We start from the raw sequence: 17,009 nt of genomic DNA, 5'->3' as shown, positions 1-17,009 counted from the left end.
AGTTTTTGCACAGTCTCATCGCAGCAGCGGGAAACGCGGGGCTTCGCCTATACTTCCCCGATGAAGCCAAAGGTCCTGCTGCAGTACATCCTCCCGCACCGCTTTCTCTCGCGAATCGTCTACTGGGCGACCCGCTGGGAATGGACGCCCTGGAAAAATTTCCTGATCCGGGAGATCGTCCAGCGCTATGACGTCGACATGAGTCAGGCGGCGCAGCCCGACCCGCTCGCCTATCAGCATTTCAATGCGTTTTTCACGCGCAAGCTGAAGCCGGGCGCACGCTCCGCCGCGCCCGATCCGCAAGCCATTCTTTGTCCCGCTGACGGACGTATCAGCCAGTGCGGCCCGATTCGCGACGGCCGGATCTTCCAGGCCAAGGGCCAGGAATACACGGCGGCCGAACTGCTGGGCAGCGACGAAGCCGCCGCCCCTTTCCGAAACGGCAGCTTCGCGACGATCTACCTGTCCCCGCGCGACTACCACCGCGTTCACATGCCGCTGTCGGGCACTCTGACCGGCACGACACACGTGCCGGGTCGCATCTTCAGCGTCGCCCCGTTCGCGGTGGCCGACATTCCTCGCCTCTTTGCACGTAACGAACGCCTCGTCTGCCATTTCGACGGCGAACACGGCCCCTTCGTCTCGGTGATGGTGGGAGCGATCCTGGTCTCGAGCGTCGCCACGGTCTGGGACGGCATGGCTATCCCGCCGTACACGGCGGATATCATCCGCAAGGACTGCCGCGGCAGAGGCGTCCACATCGATCGCTTCGGCGAGATGGCCCGCTTCAACATGGGCTCGACCGTGATCCTCCTGCTGCCGGAGGGCTACCGCTTCGACGACCTCCAGCCCCAGCAGCAGGTCGTCGTCGGCCAGCGCCTGGGCCAGTATGTGGGCGCCGGCACGCGCGACTGACCCACCGCGTCACAATGTGACGAATATGTCTTCAAATTGACGCGACGTCAGCGTATGCTCCGTGGCTCCGGCGCCTCTTAGGGGGAAGCGCCGGGCTCATAAGAAGCATCCGCCCAGGGGAAGTCGTCCATGCGTCTTGTCACTCATCTCATTGCCGTCAATCGCGAGATCCGCCTTAAGCGGCAGCTCGCCGACATTGAGCGCGTCGTGCTTGCTCTTCCCGTCCGGGCACACGCCGACCTGCAGCAGCTGGTCAGGCGCGAGATGGAGCAGGCCGCGGCATGTGACTTCCCGCATCTCTACGGCACTCCGCCGGAAGAACGCTACAGCACCTATGGTCACGGGCCGGATGTCGGCCTGGGCAAGGCGCGCTCGGAAAATCCGCTGATCGCCACACGCGGCGTCGCCCTGTGGATCGCCTCGGTGTATCACGAGACCCTCGATTCCCGCCGTCCCGGCATGGAAGACCTGCACCGGCAGATTCTTCGCCTGATGCGTCAGATCAAGGAACTCTCGGCGCCGGGTAAGCGCGATGCCGCCGACGCGTGGATGGAGCCGCACGCGGTCGCCTGATTCTTTTCAGAAAGACTATCGGCAAACCGGCACGCGCAGCGCCTGCCCCACTTTCAGCTGATGCCCCTTGAGGCCATTCATCCGCGCGATGTCCTCGACGTCCGCGCAGTTGCTCTTGCGAGCGATGCTGACGAGCGTGTCGCCCCGACGCACCGTGTAGCTCTTGGACGCCGACGACGATGACTTCGACGGTGTCGACGACGATGAACCACCGGCCAGCGCGGCCGATGTGGCGGCGGGCGGGGGTGGAGCGATGATCTTCACCGCGTTGTGCAGGTCGGCCGCGAGAATGGGCCACGGACCATCGGCACAGCTGGAGGCGTAGGCCTTCTCCAGCTGCCTGGGCACTTCGAGTCGCGTACCCACCGGCTGGCTGATCTGCGGATCGAGACGGGGATTGAGGTTGCGCAACGTGCGGAACCAGCCTTCCGGCATGTCCTGCGACGAGCCGAGGCAGACCGTCAGTTCGCTCAGGGAGGCGGGGCGCTTCAATGTGATCTGGCCCGGCTCACCGTCGATCTTCGGCCACCTCAGGTGATAGCTGTCAGGGTGCAGGAAGAGCCATGCCGCGGCCAGCACCATCGGGACGTAGTCGCGCGTTTCCGCCGACATCTGGCCATAGATCTGCGGATCGTAGAAGCCCGCGCCGGGACTGCTCGCCGCGATGCGGCGCATGCGCCCCTCACCGCCGTTGTAGGCGGCCAGGGTCAGCTCGAGGTTGTTGTTGAAGGCGGCCAGCTGCTCGTCGATGTATTCCGCATTGGCCTGCGCCGCCATCGTCGGATCGAAGCGCTGGTCGAAGCCGTCCGAGTTGCTCAGGCCGAAGCGCAAGCCGGTGGCGTACATGAACTGCAGGGGGCCGGATGCGCCGGAGCGGGAGACCGCGTGCACCTTGCCGCCCGACTCCTTGGCCATGATGCCGAAGAGCAGCGCCTCGGGCAGGTCGGCTTTCTTGTAGGCCGGCCACATCTTGTAGCGCATCATCTGGTAATTGACGTAAGCGTCCATCAGGTTGGGACGCAGCTGGGTCAGCCAGAGCTCCAGCGCCGCCTTGACCGGACCGTTCATCACCATCAGGTCGGAAAACTGCTGGCCCTTGAGCATGGTGACAGCGCGCTGCGCCGCCGGTAACGAACCGATCGCGACGGAGCCCGGCAGATTCGCGTCGCCCGGCTGCGCACCGACTTCGGCACCCTGCTCCGTATCGTCCGCATCTTCGCCTTCGATGAAACTGCCGTCCTTCAGGCGCAGCAGACGATCGAACACCGCGGCGAACCGCTGCGGGTCGCAACCCGGGGTCAGGCTGCAACGGGCAGACGCGTCCTTGAGCTGGTCGAGCGACTGCTTGCGCGTCTGCGCCGCCTGCGGGGTATCGCCCCGGCGAGCTTGGTCGATCGAACTCTCGTAACCCTTGCTCGCCTGGTTCATCCGGTCGTACAACGCATTGACCTCGGGCGTGGCCTTGCCCGGACGGGACGTACCGCTGGAAGCGCAACCGGCGAGGATCGCCAGGGGAAGCAGGAGAAGCGGACGCGGCGCGCGAAAGGACATGTACGAAACTCAGGGTCAGGCAGTGGCGGCCACGTTACCCGCCGGACCGCCCGGACTCAAGCGGTCGTGCGTCAATTTTCTCCGTAACGGCATATCGTTGCGTACACTTGTTCAGGAGATTCTTAAGGATGAAACCATGCCCACGATCCTGATCGGCCGCAATGACGAGGCCGCCGTCGAACTGGACTCCCGCTACGGCAACCGCCACGGCATGATCGCCGGGGCCACGGGTACGGGAAAGTCGGTCAGCCTGATGCTGCTCGCGGAGGGTTTCTCCCGTCTCGGTGTGCCCTGTTTTCTGGCCGATGCCAAGGGCGACCTCGCCGGCCTGTCACAAGCCGCCAGCGCTCCGTCGGAAAAGCTCACCGCCCGCCTGACCAGGCTCGGTCTCACGACCTGGAAACCGCAGGCCAATCCGGTGGTGTTCTGGGACATCTACGGCAAGGCCGGTCACCCGGTACGTGCCACGGTGTCGGAGATGGGCCCGACCCTGCTCTCCCGCATCCTGGAGCTGAACGACACGCAGGAAGGCGTCCTCGAGGTGATTTTCCGGGTCGCCGACGATGAAGGCCTGCTGCTTCTCGACCTGCCCGACCTGCGCGCGATGCTGGGCTTCGCTTCAGGGCACGCCAAGGACATCTCGTCGCGCTACGGCCTGATCAGTCCGCAGAGCGTCGCCGCCATCCAGCGATCCTTGCTGAAGCTGGAGCAGGACGGTGCCGACGCCTTCTTCGGCGAACCGGCGCTCGAGTTGCCGGATCTGATGCGTCAGGACATGAGCGGCCGTGGCGTGATCAACGTGCTGGCGGCGGATACCCTGATCCTCAAGCCGCGCCTGTATTCGACGTTCCTGCTATGGCTGTTGTCGGAGCTGTTCGAGCAGCTGCCCGAAGTGGGCGATCTGGACGTGCCGAAGATGGTGTTTTTCTTCGACGAAGCGCACCTGTTGTTCGACGACGCACCGGCCGCCCTGCGCCAGCGTGTCGAACAGGTGGTGCGGCTGATCCGCTCCAAGGGCGTGGGCGTCTACTTCTGCTCCCAGAATCCCGACGACGTACCCGGCGAGATCCTCGGCCAGCTGGGCAATCGCGTACAGCATGCGCTGCGTGCGTTTACCCCGCGCGACCAGAAAGCGGTGAAAGCCGCCGCCGAAACGTTCGCGCGAAACCCGAAACTCGATGTGGTCGAAAGCATCGGCACGCTGGGCACCGGCGAAGCCCTGGCATCGACCCTCGGTGATGGCGGTGTCCCCTCGCCCGTGCAGAAGATCCTCGTGTCGACGCCTGAATGCCGCATCGGCGCGATCACCGACGACGAGCGCGCGACCGTTCGCGCGCGCTCGCCCGTCGGCGCGAAATACGACACGTCGGTCAACCGGGAATCGGCCGAGGAACGCCTCGCCGAGCGCGCCACGGCGAAGAACGCCGACGATGCGCCGCCGGTGAAGTCCGCGGGTAAAACCGGCGACGTCGCCGGCAAGGCGGGCGAAGACGACGCGGGCTGGAGCGGAGCCGTGCGTGACGCCGTCTTCGGAACCAAACGTCGGCAGGGTATGGTCGAGACGATGGCCAAGTCGATGGTGCGCGCGGCCGGAACGCGTGCGGGTCAGCAGATCGTGCGCGGCATTCTTGGCAGCATCTTCGGCGGAAAGCGCTGAGCATGCCGCGACACGCGCTCGCCGACGCCGACACGCCGTTTTCGCAGCGTGCGATCGACGGGTTCCGCTACCCCCTGGGTAGCGGCGCCCGGCTGACGCTGATCGCGGTGACGCTGGTGGAGGCGCTCTCGTTCCTGCCGGTGACCGGTCTGAAACTGCTGGTGATCTTCATCGGCTGGATGGCGATCTACGTCTACGCGTTCGAATGCCTCCGGCACACGGCGGATGGCTTCGCCGATCCGCCGGAGCTCGCGCTCAACACCGAGGACAGCACCGGCGTCGCACTGATCCTGATTCAGCTCACCGGCAACGCACTGGCCGTGCTGGCACCGTTTTTCCTTGGCATTCCCGGATTGCTCGTCTCACTGGTGTTCGCTTTCGTCCTGCCGGTGATCACGATGTCGCTCACCTTCGACGGTGTCGGCGTGGCGCTGAACCCGGCTAACTGGGTCGCGGCCATCGCCCGTTTCGGTCCGAGCTACCTGCTGCTGTTCGCCATCGTCATCCTGACCAGCCTGCTCCAGGCGGGCGCGCAGTACGCCATGAAAGATCACGGCCCGACCTTCATCGGCACGCTCGGTTATTACGCGGTGGCCAATTACCTGACCATCTACAACTTTCATCTCATGGGCGCTCTGATTCACCACAAACACGAGACGCTGGGCTATTTCCCTTCGTCCATCGCGCTGCGCGAGGCTACCGAACCCGATGACGACGACGCGCTGCTTCAGCACGTCAACCTGATCGCGCGCGACGACATTCCCGGCGCCACCGACATTCTTACGGAGCGTTTGAGAGAAGGCCTCGCACCCGTCCCGATGCATACCCGGTACCGTGAACTGCTACGTGCGCAGGACCGGCTTCCCGAGCTGCTCGTCCATGGGCAGATCTGGATCGCCGCGCTGATCGCCGGGCAGGAAACCCGGCGTGCCCTGGGCGTGGTTCAGGACTGCCTCGACGTCGATCCCGCCTTTCTCCCTGACGATCCCCGCACGTGCGGACCGCTGGCGGACGTCGCCGCGCATGGCGGCATGGTACGGCTGGGGCTGCACCTCGCGCAGGGCTACCTGACGATCTGGCCGCGTGACATGGGCGCGCCCAGCTACGGACTGCTGGCGGCGCGTCTGCACGACCGTCTCGGCGACCCCGTGTCATCGGCACGGCTCGCCCGCCGGCTGCTTGCCGACTATCCGGAACATCCCGTGAGATCCGACCTGGAAGCATTGCTGGCGACGCTGAGCCCGACATACGGGGTGTCGCCATGAGCCGCTGGCGCCCGCCGTCGCCGTCGTCGACGGCGATCATCACGCGCGAGGGCTTCGAGCGACTCAAGGCGGAGCTCGACCATCTGTGGCACACGGTACGTCCCGAAGTGGTCAAGGCACTCGCCGCGGCTGCCGCCGAAGGCGACCGGTCCGAGAATGCGGAGTACACGTACCGCAAGAAGCAACTCGGCGAGATCGATCGTCGCGCGCGCTATCTCAGCAAACGCATTCCGGTGCTCAAGGTCGTCGAAGCGGCGCCTTCTCAGCGCGATGCGGTTTTCTTCGGCGCCACGATGGAACTCGAGAATGTGGAAACCGGCGAGACGGTGCGTTATCGCATCGTGGGTCCGGATGAAACCGATGCACGCAAAGGGTGGATCAGTATCGATTCACCCATGGCGCGCGCGGTACTCAAGAAGCGGCTGGATGATGAGTTCGAGGCGGATCTGCCGGGTGGACGGACGCGGTTTGCGATTCTGGCGGTGGCGTACGACTGAGACAGGCAGGGATTGAAACGGGCAGAAACCCAGCCGGGACAGGCGGGGAGACAGCCTTGTCGGCGACTCTACGAAGCCGCCACCAGCCGCCCGGCAAACGCCTCCAAACCATCGGCAAAACGCCCGACGCCCGCGGCGAAGTCTCGCAACGCGGCCCGGTCGACGTCACCGCCTTCCCGCAACGCCAGCTCCATCCGCTCCCCCTGTTCGCCCACCTCGGATTGCCCGAAGACGTTCACACCGCCCAGCACGTGGTGAATCCATCCCGCGACCTCATCGCGATTCGCGCGAGCCGCTACGACATCGAGGCTCGTCAGCGCATCCCGCGTCGCCTGCACACCCGCCTGAATCACGCTGACGACGTTGGCGTCGGAACCGAACGCGCGGCGCATGCGATCCATGTCGATTCCGAGGTCGGGCACGCTGACCGAAGGCGCCATCGCGTGGTTGCCGGCATGGTCGGAACCGGCGTCGTCACGCGTGTCGTCGAGGTCGACACGCGCCCGCGCGCCAAGCCAGCGCGCCACGGTCTCATGAAACGCCTCGAGCCGGATCGGCTTGCGAAGAAGGTCGTCCATGCCTGCCGCGAGGCAAATCTCCCGCTGATCCGAGCGTGCGTCGGCGGTCATCGCGACGATGGGCAGACGCCGCGTGCCACCCGCCTCGCGCAGGCGCACCTCGCGCGCCACGGCATAGCCGTCCATGCGGGGCATGTGGCAATCGACCAGCAACAGATCGTAGTCGCCGACGTCGAGGGCCTCGAGCGCGGCGACACCATCGTCGACCACATCGCACCGGTAACCCCGAAGCGCCAGCTGCACGCGGACGAGCTCCTGGTTCACCGGATGATCTTCCGCCAGCAGGATGCGCGCGTCGCGAGGGGTGGCGGCGACAGTGGCCCTGTCGTCGACCTCCGTATCCTGCGACAGCGGCAGCGTGGTGACAGGCAGCTCGAGCGTCACCGTAACGACGGTGCCCCGTCCCGGTTCGCTCTCGATCGCGATGTGCCCACCCATGCGTTCCACGAGACGCCGCGAAATCGCCAGGCCGAGGCCCGTCCCGCCGAAGCGGCGGGTCGTCGACGACTCGGCCTGACTGAACGGGGCGAAGACATGCCGAAGCTTGGCCGCATGAATGCCGATACCGGTGTCGCTGACCACGAAGCGCAGGCGCTGGCGCGCGCCATGTTCTTCGTCGACGTGTAACGCCACGTTTACGGCGCCACGCGCCGTAAACTTGATCGCGTTACCCAGCAGGTTGAGCAGGACCTGACGCAAGCGCCCGTCGTCGACCATCAGCGCAGGCGCCAGGGTCTCGTCGAATGTCACTTCGACGCGCAGTCCTTTCGCCTCCGCCTGCGCCGCCATGATGGCGACGGCGCCCTCCACGATGGCGCGTGGATCCGCAGGCCGCGGGTCGAACGTCAGATGACCGGCTTCGATCTTCGAGAAGTCGAGCACGTCGTCGAGGATGTGGAGCAAGGCCTCCGCCGAATGCTCGATGGTCGACACCATCTTGCGTTGCTCCCGATCCAGCGGCGTGCGCTCGAGCACGTCGAGCAGGCCGATCACGCCGTTCATCGGGGTGCGGATTTCGTGGCTGATCGTCGCGAGGAAATCGCTCTTCGCGCGGGTCGCGGCTTCCGCTTCGTCACGTGCATGGGCGACGCCGCGCGCGGCCAGTTCCTGCGCGGTCACGTCGACCCAGTAGCCGTTCCATCGCACGCTGCCGTCTGCCGCGGCCAGCGGCACCGCATCGGAGCTGAGATAGCGCGTGCGCCCGCCGACCTGGGCGCGAACGGTGACATGCAGCGGCGTGAGTTCGCGGGCGGATCGTTCGAACGCTTCGCGCAGCGCTTCGCGATCCTCGTCCGGCACGGGCGCCAGCATGGTTTCGCCGCCGGCGAGCAGCTCGCCCGGCTCCATGCCGAGAATGCTTTGCGGATCGCCACCGACATACGCCATCGCATAAGCGCCGTCGGCGCCGCGGACTGCCTCGTAGACCACCGCGGGCACATGCGCCGTGACCTCGGCGAGACGCCGCTCGGTGCGTTCGCGTCGGCGCGTCTCGCGACGCAGATTGAGGTACGCATAGCTGATGGCGATCAGCGAAGCCAGCAACACCGCGACGAAGGGCAGCACGCGCCCCGCGATTTCACGCCATGTCGGTCCCACCACGTAGTGGGAGGCGAACCAGGTGTTGCGGATCTCCTGCTGCCGGTGCGTCGACAGGTTGACCAGCACACGGTTGACCAGCGGAACCAGCGGCGCGAGTTCACGCCGCACACCGATGGCGATCGCTTCGTTGTCGCCGGTGGGAGCGGCCACCTTCAGCTGGCCGAGGAAATTTTCGCGGATGAGGTAATCGACCGAGGCCAGATTGCCAACGAACGCATCCCCCTCACCGGCCGCAAGGCGGCGCAGGCCGTCCGCCTCGGTATCGACGGAGACGATCTGCACGCCGGCAATGCGCGAGAGCAGCCGCCGGATCGGCTCGCGCGTAGTGTTTCCCAGAACGCGTTTACCGACCAGATCGTCGCGGCCGGCCACCGTGGGCGAGCCCTCGCGCGTCACGATCATGATCGGAAAGTCGAGGTAAGGCACGCTCGGTTCGAGGAACGGCGCTGTCGCACTCTGCGGATTGATGGCCGCGACGAGGTCGACATCGCCCCGATGCACCCGCTCGACCGTGCCCGCCCAGTTCTCGCTGGGCACCTGAGTGACGCGGATACCCAGTTCGGCCGCGATCTCGCGCACGTAATCCAGCGACAGGCCCTCCGCCTCACCCTGCCCCGTGATCAGGCTGAAAGGCGCATAGCTGGGGTCCACCCCCAGACGCAGAGGCGGCAGCGCCTCCAGCCAGCTCTTCTCCTTTTCACTGAGAGGAATACCGGCCTCCCTCGGCCGCGGCGCGATATCCCGCCCCACCCAGCGCGCACGCAGGCGGCCGTGATCCGCGGCGGTGAGCTCACCCAGGGCGTGGTCCAGCGCCCGCCCCAGCGGAGCACGCTCCGCAGGCACAGCGAAGGCCAGCGCGCTGATCGGCAGCGCGAGCGGCGCCCCGACGCGAAGCTCATGATCCAGCCGCAGGCGCGAGACGAACTCGCGTGCCGAATACGGGTTGTCCAGGTACGCGTTGACGTCACCGCTGCGCACGCGCTCCAGCGCCTCGGCCGTGGAGGCGGTCTCGACCAGAGTCGTCTCAGGCAGCTCGCGACGCAAGGCCGAAATGTCGAAGTAGCCGGTATGGACGGCCAGGCGCTTGCCGACCAGATCGCCGGGACGGTGCACGATGGGCGCGTCCACCCGCTCCACCACCGCCGGGAGGGATTCGAAGTAGGTCGCACCCACACGAATGCCGGGCATGCCCTGTTCCAGCGGCGTGACCGACGTGGCGACATCGATCTCGCCCCTGGCCAGGCCCGCCAGGAGCGCCGGCCAGCTCGGATATTCGCGAGTCTGCAACGTGACGCCGAGCTCCGCGGCGATCTCGCGCAGGTAGTCCGGGCCGAGACCCTCGAGTTCACCGTCGCGAAGCTCCTCGAAGGGGGGATAGCCCTCCGGGTAGGCGCCGACCGTGAGTACGGGGTGGTGGCGGAGCCATTCGGCATCCTCCGGGCGCAACGGCACGTCCGGGGTGGCCATCGCCACACTGGCAAGCACAAACAAAATTAACGGGAGCAGGCGTCGGATCACGTGGGAGGCTTCGTCAAGGTAACCTTCTGGGCATAATCGGTTCGAAGCTCAATGTGTCGCAACGTATTCAGGAGAACGCAAGGCATGCCACTCAAGGTCATTCTGGCAGACGATCACCCCCTCGTTCTCGTTGGCGGGCGGCTTGCGCTCGAGAATGCGCATATCGAAGTGGTCGGTGCGGCGAAGGCGGCCGACGAACTTCTGGCCATGCTCGCCGACCGCGAATGTGACGTCGTAATTACGGATTTTCTCATGCCGAGCGATCGGCAGGACGACGGATTCCCACTTCTCGAAGCGATCGCCAAGGATTATCCGCATATCGCGCTGATCGTCCTGACCATGATCAACCGCCCCGCCGCGCTTCAGTCGATGCTCTCACGCGGCGCACGCGGCATCGTCGACAAACGTGCCCCGATGGACGAGCTGGCCACGGCCGCACGTGCGGTCTCCGACGGCGAAACCTACCTCAGCGAAACCCTGCTCGACATCCTCAACGAGGCCGACGAGAGCTCGGTCGCCATGCCGGGCGCTCCGTTGTCACCCCGCGAGACGGAAGTGATCCGCGCGTTCGTCAATGGCATGTCGCTTCAGCAGATCGCCGACCGCGAAGGCAAGTCGGTCAAGACGATCAGCCGCCAGAAGCGGGATGCCATGCGCAAGCTGGGCGTCGACCACGACAGCCTCCTCGGCGACTACGTGCGGGATCACGGACTGAGCTGAGCGCTTTTCGCTAAAGCGGTGGCGGGTAGACCCGCCCGGCGCGCAGCGGCTGGAAACACGGCGCCGTGGTGTAGAACGACGCCTCCCCCGTATCCGCGTGCCACCCCGGCACGCCGGATACCGGCAACGGCCGAAGTTCCTGTGGATCGTTGAGAACGGCACCGCTGTGGATCGCCTCGGCGCAGACGGCACGCGCATCGCGACCGTCCATGACGACCAACGCCTTCCCCACCAGCAGTTTCTCCGGCGTCAGAGCATGCTCGAGCAACGCATGGCCGAACACCTCGACGCTCGCTTCGCCGCGCAGCCAGGCCTCGCGATGCGTCCAGAAGAGCGTCGACCAGTCGTGTGCATCCCAGGCGTGCAGCATGGCCGGATCGCGCAGCGAAACGATCATCCCCGCTTCGTCGAAATGCGTCAGCGCGCACTGCGGACGTGAGCGCTCCCGCGGTCCCATGCGCGCGATCTCATCCATCTGGCGCGCATTGAGCGCGCGTTTCAGCGACGGGTAGCGCAGCCAGATGAGCGCGTTGAACAGGTCGTGCCAGTTCTCGGCACGCGTGGCGATCGCGCCTTTGCGGGCGATGCGCTCCTCGTAGTGCAGCCCGTCGTCGAGCAGGGCCTTGTCCTGCGTCACGAAGCGCACGGCGGAACCGGGCGGGAGCAAGGCATTCAGCAGCGCGGTATCGGGCCACGTATCGCCGTCGAGGAGCGACGTGTAATCGCCCCAGGCGGAAAGCGGCGGCGACGCGAACACGCTCCGATCGAGCGAATCCCGCGTCGGCGCCACGTAACGCATGGGACTTAAGCCAGACGACCGTAGAGGTCGTGGGCGTCGGCTTCTTCGACGACGACGTCAACGAACTGGCCAGGCTTCAGCAGCTGGCCATCGTCGATACGCACGGCACCGTCGATTTCCGGCGCATCGGCGCTGGAGCGGCCCCAGGCGCCATCGGTATCGATTTCGTCCACCAGCACCTTGATCGTCCTGCCCACTTTGCGCTGCAGCTTGGCGGCGGAAATCTCGGCCTGCACCGCCATGAACTGCTCGAGGCGGTCTTCCTTGAGTTCTTCGTCGATCTGACCCGGCAGGTCATTGGCCCTGGCGCCGTCGACCGGCGAATACGCGAACGCACCCACGCGATCGAGTTCGGCCTCACGCAGGAAGCCGAGCAGTTCCTGGAACTCCTGATCGGTCTCGCCGGGGAAGCCCACGATGAACGTGCTGCGGATGGTGAGATCCGGCACCTGACGACGCCAGTTCTGCACGCGCTCCAGTGTCTTGTCGACGTTACCCGGGCGCTTCATCAGCTTGAGGATGCGCGGGCTGGCGTGCTGGAACGGGATGTCGAGGTACGGAAGGATCTTGCCGTCCGCCATCAGCGGCATGATTTCGTCGACGTGCGGATACGGGTAGACGTAGTGCAGCCGGGTCCAGATGCCCAGTTCGGACAGGCCCTCGCACAGCTCGGTCATCCGCGTGCGGTACGACTTGCCACGCCATTCGCGCTCGGCGTAGCGCACGTCGACGCCATAGGCGCTGGTGTCCTGCGAGATCACCAGCAACTCCTTCACGCCGCCGCGGGCCAGCTTCTCGGCTTCCATCAGCACCTGGTCGACCGGGCGGCTGACGAGGTCGCCACGCATCGACGGGATGATGCAGAAGCTGCAGCGGTGATTGCAGCCCTCGGAAATCTTCAGGTACGCGTAGTGCTTGGGCGTCAGCTTCACGCCGGTGTCGGGCACCAGATCGAGGAACTTGTTCCGGGTCGGCGGGATCGCCTGATGCACCGCGCTCATCACGCTGACGTAGTCCTGTGGGCCCGAGATGGACAGGACGTCGGGGTAGCTCTCACGGATCAGCTCCGAACGCTTACCCAGGCAACCGGTGACGATCACCTTGCCGTTCTCGTGAAGCGCCTCACCGATGGCATCGAGCGATTCCTGAACGGCCGAATCGATGAAGCCGCAGGTGTTGACGACGACCGCGTCGGCCTCGCCGTAGCTGGGCACGATCTCGTAGCCTTCGACCTTCAGCTGGGTGAGGATGCGTTCGGAGTCGACGAGGGCTTTCGGACAGCCGAGGCTGACGAAACCGACTTTGGGAGCGGCCTGGGACATTGCCGTGGGTACCGGGGGTATAGGAAGCCGGGCATTATAGCGGGTTGGCGGCCACGCGGCCGGGCGGCCCTTCACGTCTGGCCCCCAAGGCCTTCAGGCCGCCCAAATCTCCTGAATCAACACCTCGGTGTAAAGCTTAATGAAGGTCCGCTTCCGAAACGACGCGTGCCCTGCCTGGCGCGCTATTTCCAAATGGCCGACCCGGCTTGAAGCGTAAGGCCTTCTTTTCGATGAGGTGCCACGAGGCAGCGGCCAGAGCAACGGTTACGGGCACGGTGATGGACAGCAGTTCAAGGTAAGGCGTTTCCCGCCCCCAACGTGCGACTCCTATCTGCTGCACGGGCCATGCGTATATGTAAATGCCATAGGAGAGATCTCCGACTTTTGAAATGTTTCGCAGACCAGCCCATGACCGCACGCCAATCGCAATTGTCAGTGACGGAACGACGAAGGCGAGCCCAAGATTGGTCTGATCAACGCGGATGAGTGCGTAGCCGATGACCAGGGATGACAGGGTCGGCAGGGGTTTGCGGAGGTAAGGACAGGCCCGCAACAGACTTCCTGCGGCGAAGAAGAGCCCGAAGTCAGCGAGGAAACTCTCCCCGGACTGCAGGCCGGAAAGCACGAAGTAACCAAAGACTCCCACAGCGAACACGATAGATGGACGCCGCGTTGCAACTCCGGCAACGAGAAGCAGCCCGTAACAATAGACCTCGTACGGAATGGTCCACAGTGATCCGTTGGTGAGGTGTCTTGGGTTTTGAGGAAATCCCGTCAGTCCAAGCACAGCTATCACTGCAAGCGTCAGCGGAATTGATACACAAAGGGCCGGCATCATCCGGAGGGCGCGACGGGCGGTAAAGCGCAGAATATGGGGGTCTTTCAACCAACTGGATGTGACCAGATAGCCGCTGATTGAAAAGAAAATGAGCACACCCAGGTTGCCGAACGAATGATCCCCGACAAACCTTGGTTCAGCGCGTCCGGACAGAGCGAACTGATGGCTGATCAGCACGAGGAAGGCGCCAAATAGCCTCAGTGCATCAAAATTGTTGCGCTGTCCGTGAGTCATTGCTTCTTCCTTGAACACGGCCATTTTCTCAGGTGCGCAGCTCGCCAGAGACGTATTCGATCAGTTCGCTGGTGTTTCTCACGTACTCGTTTTCCAGGTCGATGCCGCACTTGTTGGCCAGTACCATGATCGACCATAAGCAGTCCGACAATTCATGACCGAGTTTGACTTTGCAGTCATCGATGTCCCGGACACCCGCATTCGCCTGAATCAGTTTGGCCAGATCGCCGACGTCACCTACGAAACCAAGTGCGAGTTCCTGCGTCGTCCAGACACGCCCCCACCGCTTGACCTCGAGCTGTTCGTAGAGCACGTTCAGCTCTAGTGCCGAGGTCTCAAGTTCACTGAATTTCATGCTGGCGACTGCCACAGGCTGATTCCATTTCCGTGTTGGATACGGCGGAACACTACACGCGCCCGCAGCTGCCAAACCAGTGCTGCCTCGCGACCACCGGGCCCGGATAGGCCTTCACGCACATCCCGCCGACATGTGGCCGGGTTACCCTTACGGGTATTCCTACCACCTCCGGAGATTCGCCCCATGGGCCGCACCCTGATCCTCGACACCTCACGCCCGCACGAAAGCATGGACGCCTACCTCGCCGAGCCGACCGGCGCCCCGAAGGGTGGCGTCGTGGTGGTCCAGGAGATCTTCGGCGTCAACGCCCATATCCGCAGCGTGGCGGACCGTTTCGCGGCCGAAGGCTACGTCGCCATCGCGCCGGCGCTGTTCGACCCGGTCGAGAAGGATGTCGAGCTTGGCTACGACCAGGACGGTATGCAGAAGGGCGTCAAGCTAATCGGCGAGTTGGGTCTTCTGCGCCCGATGCAGGATGTGGGCATCGCCGCGAAGCTGATCGCCGACCAGTACAAGGTCAAGGTCGGCACGGTGGGCTACTGCTGGGGCGGTACCGTTGCGGCGTTGGCGGCCCTGCGTCTCGGCTTGCCCTCGTCCAGCTACTACGGCTCGCGCAACGTGCCCTTCCTGAGCGAACCGGCCAAGGCCAACGTGATCTTCCATTTCGGCGAGCGCGACCACTCCATCCCGCCCGAGATGGTCGAGAAGCATCGTGAGCTGAAACCGGAAATGGATACCTGGGTCTACCCGGCCGACCATGGCTTCAATTGCGACGCACGCGCCAGCTACGACGAGCCGAGCGCAAAGCTGGCCTGGGAGCGCACCCTCGCCTTCTTCGCCCGCGAACTGGCATGAGCGAGGCGTTCGACCTCGATCCGCGGATCGCCGGTGACACCCTCGTCGTCGGCGACCTCCCTCTAAGCCGCGTCCTGCTGATGCGGGACGCGCGCTATGCGTGGCTGGTGCTGGTGCCGCGGAGAGCGGGGCTGGTCGAGGTTTCGGATCTTCCCGACGAGGAACGCGCCCTGCTCTGGCAGGAGGCCGGCCTCGCCGGGAGCGCCCTGCGTGCCGTGGCGCCGTGCGACAAGCTCAATATCGGGGCGCTGGGCAACATCGTGCGCCAGCTCCATGTCCACGTTGTCGCCAGAACCGAGGGCGATGCGGCGTGGCCGGGGCCGGTGTGGGGGTTTGGCAAGGCGGAGCCTTATGCGGATGGTGAGGCGGAGAAGCGGGTCGAGGCGCTGCGGGAACTGCTCGGCTTGAGCTGATACCGCACCAGCCATCGCCAGCAGGGCTGGCTCCTACAAGAGCCGGGGACAGCCGAGACGGCGCCAGCAAGGAACGGGCCCGGCAAGAACAAAAAAGCCCGGAGGCGCGAGCCTCCGGGCTTTTTTCGAGCAGAAGGCCTGAGGGCTTACTGCTGCGTCTGCGGGTCGTAGGCGCCGCTGGAGGCTTCCTTACCCTGCATGCGGTCCGGCAACGCGGCCTTCTGCGGGGTGTCCTCGAGCTGGCGTGCCTTTTCTTCCACGGCGTTCAGGCGGGTGAGCTCGCCCTTCTTGTCGTAATACACGGCAAAGCCGTAGTCCAGCTGCATGCGGGCCATGAAGCCAAGATGGATGTCACGGATCTTGGAGTCGTCGCTCGGGATCAGCAGGACCGTCTTCGGCAGCTTGCCCTGGTCTTTCAGGTAGGCGAAATGGCTGCCGGTGTCGGCGGCGGAAAGCACCGCGTTGTCCACGACGAACTGGCCGCTCTTATAGGCCTTGATCGTGACGTCGAACTGGCCCTGCTCTTTGGCGACGGGGTCGTTCTTCGTGGCACCGCTGTGGCAACCGGCGAGCACCAGCATGCTGGCGAGGAGCATCGCCGCGGCGGCGCGGGACAGGAGGTTGGGAACTCGGATCATGCGGTGTCTCCGTGGATCGGCGTTTCGTGAAAGTGGGAAGTTTACCCCGCGCCCCTATCAGGCGCGGATGCGACCGGAAGGCCGTTCAGGTACTCGGCAGGGTGACGCCGCGCTGGCCCTGGTACTTGCCGCCGCGATCGGCGTAGGACACCTCACACTCCTCGTCGGATTCGAGGAAGAGCATCTGGGCGACGCCCTCGTTGGCGTAAATCTTTGCGGGCAGCGGCGTCGTGTTCGAGAACTCGAGGGTGACGTGGCCTTCCCACTCCGGCTCGAGCGGCGTCACGTTGACGATGATGCCGCAGCGGGCGTAGGTGCTCTTGCCGAGGCAGATGGTCAGGACCTGACGCGGAATGCGGAAGTACTCGACCGTGCGCGCCAGCGCGAAGGAATTCGGTGGAATGATGCAGACGTCGGATTTGACGTCGACGAAGCTGCGCTCGTCGAACGCCTTCGGATCGACGATGGTCGAGTTGATGTTGGTGAACACCTTGAACTCATCGGCGCAACGGACGTCGTAGCCGTAGCTCGAGGTGCCATACGAGACCAGCCGGTGACCGTCGCGCTCCTTGACCTGACCGGGCGCGAACGGCTCGATCATGCCGTGCTGCTCGGCCATGCGGCGGATCCACTTGTCGGACTTGATGCTCACGTACTTGTCTCCCTCGCTGGAGCCGGA

Annotated in this window: 16 protein-coding genes; 8 read left to right on the top strand and 8 right to left on the bottom strand. The window is 64.9% G+C overall.

The genetic code is table 11. The features are described 5' to 3' along the window. Window positions 1-60 precede the first annotated feature (60 nt). Both asd and B5X73_RS13205 read left to right on the top strand, forming a co-directional pair. Complete coding sequence (gene asd / locus B5X73_RS13210; protein ID WP_079522064.1) at window positions 61-915, top strand: archaetidylserine decarboxylase; 855 nt, start codon at window positions 61-63, stop codon at window positions 913-915. Window positions 916-1,044: 129 nt separating this feature from the next. Continuing rightward, window positions 1,045-1,488 (top strand): hypothetical protein, encoded by a 444-nt coding sequence (locus B5X73_RS13205; RefSeq protein WP_036114103.1) that lies wholly within the window; start codon window positions 1,045-1,047, stop codon window positions 1,486-1,488. Between the two features lie 15 nt (window positions 1,489-1,503). On the opposite strand, the gene B5X73_RS13200 is transcribed toward B5X73_RS13205, so the two are convergent. After that, on the bottom strand, window positions 1,504-3,039 hold the full coding sequence (locus tag B5X73_RS13200) for a transglycosylase SLT domain-containing protein (protein WP_079522063.1): 1,536 nt from the start codon (window positions 3,037-3,039) through the stop codon (window positions 1,504-1,506). Window positions 3,040-3,175: 136 nt separating this feature from the next. Here B5X73_RS13200 and B5X73_RS13195 point away from each other — a divergent pair, with 136 nt between their 5' ends. Genes B5X73_RS13195 through greB form a run of 3 tightly spaced genes read left to right on the top strand, consistent with a single transcriptional unit; the run spans window position 3,176 to window position 6,458 of the window. Next, window positions 3,176-4,696, top strand: a complete 1,521-nt coding sequence (locus tag B5X73_RS13195; RefSeq protein ID WP_079522062.1) for a helicase HerA-like domain-containing protein — start codon at window positions 3,176-3,178, stop codon at window positions 4,694-4,696. A 2-nt stretch (window positions 4,697-4,698) separates the two neighbouring features. Beyond that, on the top strand, window positions 4,699-5,961 hold the full coding sequence (locus B5X73_RS13190; protein ID WP_079522061.1) for a DUF4013 domain-containing protein: 1,263 nt from the start codon (window positions 4,699-4,701) through the stop codon (window positions 5,959-5,961). After that, window positions 5,958-6,458, top strand: coding sequence for a transcription elongation factor GreB (greB, locus tag B5X73_RS13185; protein ID WP_036114111.1), 501 nt, complete (start codon window positions 5,958-5,960; stop codon window positions 6,456-6,458). Before B5X73_RS13190 ends, greB begins: the two co-directional genes overlap by 4 nt. A 68-nt stretch (window positions 6,459-6,526) precedes the next feature. Here greB and B5X73_RS13180 read toward each other — a convergent pair whose 3' ends face one another. After that, complete coding sequence (locus B5X73_RS13180) at window positions 6,527-10,153, bottom strand: ATP-binding protein (RefSeq protein WP_176167839.1); 3,627 nt, start codon at window positions 10,151-10,153, stop codon at window positions 6,527-6,529. A gap of 84 nt (window positions 10,154-10,237) precedes the next feature. Here B5X73_RS13180 and B5X73_RS13175 point away from each other — a divergent pair, with 84 nt between their 5' ends. Then, window positions 10,238-10,873, top strand: a complete 636-nt coding sequence (locus B5X73_RS13175) for a response regulator (protein WP_036114118.1) — start codon at window positions 10,238-10,240, stop codon at window positions 10,871-10,873. 10 nt (window positions 10,874-10,883) lie between these two features. On the opposite strand, the gene B5X73_RS13170 is transcribed toward B5X73_RS13175, so the two are convergent. From B5X73_RS13170 to B5X73_RS13155, 4 genes are all read right to left on the bottom strand, one after another. Further along, window positions 10,884-11,672 (bottom strand): DUF3025 domain-containing protein, encoded by a 789-nt coding sequence (locus tag B5X73_RS13170; RefSeq protein ID WP_079522058.1) that lies wholly within the window; start codon window positions 11,670-11,672, stop codon window positions 10,884-10,886. Between the two features lie 5 nt (window positions 11,673-11,677). After that, the gene (gene rimO, locus B5X73_RS13165) at window positions 11,678-12,994 is read right to left on the bottom strand and encodes a 30S ribosomal protein S12 methylthiotransferase RimO (RefSeq protein ID WP_079522057.1); all 1,317 of its coding nucleotides are present in this window, start codon (window positions 12,992-12,994) and stop codon (window positions 11,678-11,680) included. Window positions 12,995-13,130: 136 nt separating this feature from the next. Continuing rightward, window positions 13,131-14,084, bottom strand: coding sequence for an acyltransferase family protein (locus B5X73_RS13160; protein WP_176167838.1), 954 nt, complete (start codon window positions 14,082-14,084; stop codon window positions 13,131-13,133). Window positions 14,085-14,094: 10 nt separating this feature from the next. After that, complete coding sequence (locus B5X73_RS13155) at window positions 14,095-14,421, bottom strand: nucleoside triphosphate pyrophosphohydrolase family protein (RefSeq protein ID WP_079522093.1); 327 nt, start codon at window positions 14,419-14,421, stop codon at window positions 14,095-14,097. Window positions 14,422-14,607: 186 nt separating this feature from the next. Between B5X73_RS13155 and B5X73_RS13150 the strand changes: the two genes are divergently transcribed. Next, window positions 14,608-15,279 carry a dienelactone hydrolase family protein gene (locus B5X73_RS13150; RefSeq protein ID WP_079522055.1) on the top strand — a complete coding sequence of 224 codons (672 nt, stop codon included), beginning with the start codon at window positions 14,608-14,610 and terminating at the stop codon, window positions 15,277-15,279. After that, window positions 15,276-15,692: an HIT domain-containing protein gene (locus B5X73_RS13145; RefSeq protein ID WP_079522054.1), complete on the top strand. Its 417-nt coding sequence runs from the start codon at window positions 15,276-15,278 to the stop codon at window positions 15,690-15,692. Before B5X73_RS13150 ends, B5X73_RS13145 begins: the two co-directional genes overlap by 4 nt. Window positions 15,693-15,838: 146 nt before the next feature. Here B5X73_RS13145 and B5X73_RS13140 read toward each other — a convergent pair whose 3' ends face one another. Both B5X73_RS13140 and dcd read right to left on the bottom strand, forming a co-directional pair. After that, the gene (locus tag B5X73_RS13140; protein ID WP_036114138.1) at window positions 15,839-16,330 is read right to left on the bottom strand and encodes a hypothetical protein; all 492 of its coding nucleotides are present in this window, start codon (window positions 16,328-16,330) and stop codon (window positions 15,839-15,841) included. An 85-nt stretch (window positions 16,331-16,415) separates the two neighbouring features. Beyond that, window positions 16,416-16,982: a dCTP deaminase gene (dcd, locus tag B5X73_RS13135; RefSeq protein ID WP_036114141.1), complete on the bottom strand. Its 567-nt coding sequence runs from the start codon at window positions 16,980-16,982 to the stop codon at window positions 16,416-16,418. Window positions 16,983-17,009: the final 27 nt, after the last annotated feature.

The organism is Luteibacter sp. 22Crub2.1 (assembly GCF_900167995.1).
GTDB classification, from domain to species: Bacteria; Pseudomonadota; Gammaproteobacteria; order Xanthomonadales; family Rhodanobacteraceae; genus Luteibacter; species Luteibacter mycovicinus.
This window is presented reverse-complemented; position numbering and strand designations above follow the sequence as displayed.

Coding starts and splice junctions, on each gene's coding strand:
- asd (WP_079522064.1), top strand. CDS start 61: ATGAAGCCAAAGGTCCTGCTGCAGTACATCCTCCCGCACCGCTTTCTC.
- B5X73_RS13205 (WP_036114103.1), top strand. CDS start 1,045: ATGCGTCTTGTCACTCATCTCATTGCCGTCAATCGCGAGATCCGCCTT.
- B5X73_RS13200 (WP_079522063.1), bottom strand. CDS start 3,039: ATGTCCTTTCGCGCGCCGCGTCCGCTTCTCCTGCTTCCCCTGGCGATC.
- B5X73_RS13195 (WP_079522062.1), top strand. CDS start 3,176: ATGCCCACGATCCTGATCGGCCGCAATGACGAGGCCGCCGTCGAACTG.
- B5X73_RS13190 (WP_079522061.1), top strand. CDS start 4,699: ATGCCGCGACACGCGCTCGCCGACGCCGACACGCCGTTTTCGCAGCGT.
- greB (WP_036114111.1), top strand. CDS start 5,958: ATGAGCCGCTGGCGCCCGCCGTCGCCGTCGTCGACGGCGATCATCACG.
- B5X73_RS13175 (WP_036114118.1), top strand. CDS start 10,238: ATGCCACTCAAGGTCATTCTGGCAGACGATCACCCCCTCGTTCTCGTT.
- B5X73_RS13170 (WP_079522058.1), bottom strand. CDS start 11,672: ATGCGTTACGTGGCGCCGACGCGGGATTCGCTCGATCGGAGCGTGTTC.
- rimO (WP_079522057.1), bottom strand. CDS start 12,994: ATGTCCCAGGCCGCTCCCAAAGTCGGTTTCGTCAGCCTCGGCTGTCCG.
- B5X73_RS13155 (WP_079522093.1), bottom strand. CDS start 14,421: ATGAAATTCAGTGAACTTGAGACCTCGGCACTAGAGCTGAACGTGCTC.
- B5X73_RS13150 (WP_079522055.1), top strand. CDS start 14,608: ATGGGCCGCACCCTGATCCTCGACACCTCACGCCCGCACGAAAGCATG.
- B5X73_RS13145 (WP_079522054.1), top strand. CDS start 15,276: ATGAGCGAGGCGTTCGACCTCGATCCGCGGATCGCCGGTGACACCCTC.
- B5X73_RS13140 (WP_036114138.1), bottom strand. CDS start 16,330: ATGATCCGAGTTCCCAACCTCCTGTCCCGCGCCGCCGCGGCGATGCTC.